Annotated in this window: 2 rRNA genes; both read right to left on the bottom strand. The window is 58.4% G+C overall.

Annotated features, from left to right (window positions below):
- Window positions 1-11: 11 nt before the first annotated feature.
- Window positions 12-133, bottom strand: a 5S ribosomal RNA gene (rrf, locus tag VJ162_RS18410).
- Between the two features lie 156 nt (window positions 134-289).
- A 23S ribosomal RNA gene (locus tag VJ162_RS18405) occupies window positions 290-2092 on the bottom strand; the annotation flags it as partial.

The following is a 2092-nucleotide window of genomic DNA, read 5'->3' as shown; positions in this document are numbered from 1 at the left end:
GTCGAAATGAGTGGAGGCGGCGAACCGGGTCTCCCAGAGGCTCGCGCACTCGAGTAGGCCCCGGAACGCAGGCGGGCTTAACTTCCGTGTTCGGGATGGGTACGGGTGGAACCCCGCCGCTATGGCCGCCTTAACGCCGATCCACGGAATCGAACCGCGAAACACCGGAAGACGATGTCTTCCGTACCCCAGACTTCGTCTGGGATCCAATGCCGGTCGGTTAGGACTGTGTGGTACGTGCGATCCAGTTAGCGCCTGGACTCGTGTGGAATCGAGTCTCAATGCGGTATGATTGGTGGCTTCGATCTGTTAGTGCTCGCGGGCTAAACGCCTCGTCACCTCGGCGCGTACACCCCGAGTCTATCGATCTCGTCTTCTACGAGTGATCTCGGCGGTATCTCTTTTCCAGGTGGGTTTCGAGCTTAGATGCGTTCAGCTCTTACCCCGTGTTGCGTGGCTGCCCGGCACGTGCCCTCTCGGACAACCGGTACACCAGTGGCAACCATCCGTAGTTCCTCTCGTACTATACGGACGTTCCCGTCAGATACCATGACACCCCCAATAGATAGCAGCCGACCTGTCTCACGACGGTCTAAACCCAGCTCACGACCTCCTTTAATAGGCGAACAACCTCACCCTTGCCCGCTTCTGCACGGGCAGGATGGAGGGAACCGACATCGAGGTAGCAAGCCACTCGGTCGATATGTGCTCTTGCGAGTGACGACTCTGTTATCCCTAGGGTAGCTTTTCTGTCATCAATGGCCCGCATCGAGCGGGCGCATTGGTTCGCTAGACCACGCTTTCGCGTCAGCGTCCCTCGTTGGGCAGGACACTGTCAAGCCATCTTTTGCTCTTGCGCTCTTCGCCGCGTCTCCGACACGGCTGAGATGGCCTTAGGGCGCGCTCGATATTCTTTCAAGCGCGTACCGCCCCAGTCAAACTGCCCGGCTATTGGTGTCCTCCTCCCGGAGTGAGGGTCACAGTCACTAACGGGTAGTGTTTCATGTGTGCCTGGGTGGCCCGCTAGCGCGGGTACCTCTGTAACGGCTCCTACCTACTCTGCACATTAGCGACCATGTCCCAGCAACAGCCTGCAGTAAAGCTCCATAGGGTCTTCGCTTCCCCTTGGGGGTCTCCAGACTCCGCACTGGAACGTACAGTTCACCGGGCCCAACGTTGGGACAGTGGCGCTCTCGTTAATCCATTCATGCAAGCCGCTACTGAAGCGGCAAGGTACTACGCTACCTTAAGAGGGTCATAGTTACCCCCGCCGTTGACGGGTCCTTCGTCCTATTGTACTAGGTGTTCAGATACCCGCACTGGGCAGGATTCAGTGACCGTACGAGTCCTTGCGGATTTGCGGTCACCTATGTTGTTACTAGACAGTCCGAGCCCCCGAGTCACTGCGACCTGCCTCTTTCCGGGGCAGGCATCCCTTATCGCGAACTTACGGGACTAACTTGCCGAATTCCCTAACGTCGGTTGTCCCCGACAGGCCTTGGCTTTCGCCGCCACGAGCACCTGTGTCGGATCTCGGTACGGATTCTCTGCTCCCTTTTCACGGGCCCCAGGTTGAACCAGCTTGCGGTATCCCGCCGTTCGTCCGCTTCGTGCCATTACGGCTTCCACGGATTTGGACGGTTCCACCGGGCGAAGGCCCGGTCTGGTCGACCCCGAGGCGTCGGTTTCACTGCAGAGAAGCACTGGAATATTAACCAGTTTCCCTTTTGTCCGTCGCGAGTTACGAACGGACTTAGGACCGGCTAACCCTCGGTTGACGAACAGTGCCGAGGAACCCTTGCTCGTAAGGCCGTCGGGATTCTTACCCGACTATCGCTGCTACTATGGCCAGGATTTTCGTCACTGATCGGTCCACACGAGCTCTCGCCCATGCTTCCATCCAATCAGAGCGCCGACCTACGCGGTCGCCCGGTCAAGGGCGCGGCCAGGTCTCGGTGGTGGACTTGAGCCCCGATCATTTTGGGCGCCTCAAACCTCGGCCGGTAAGCTGTTACGCTTTTCTTAGAGGGTAGCTGCTTCTAAGCTCACCTCCCGGCTGTTTAGGGCTTGAGACCACCTTCGATCGCACTTA

Origin of the sequence: Haloarcula sediminis (assembly GCF_035656455.1) — an archaeon.
Lineage (GTDB): Archaea > Halobacteriota > Halobacteria > Halobacteriales > Haloarculaceae > Haloarcula > Haloarcula sediminis.
The sequence above is the reverse complement of the archived record's forward strand: the minus strand, read 5'-3'. Positions and strand labels throughout refer to the sequence as shown.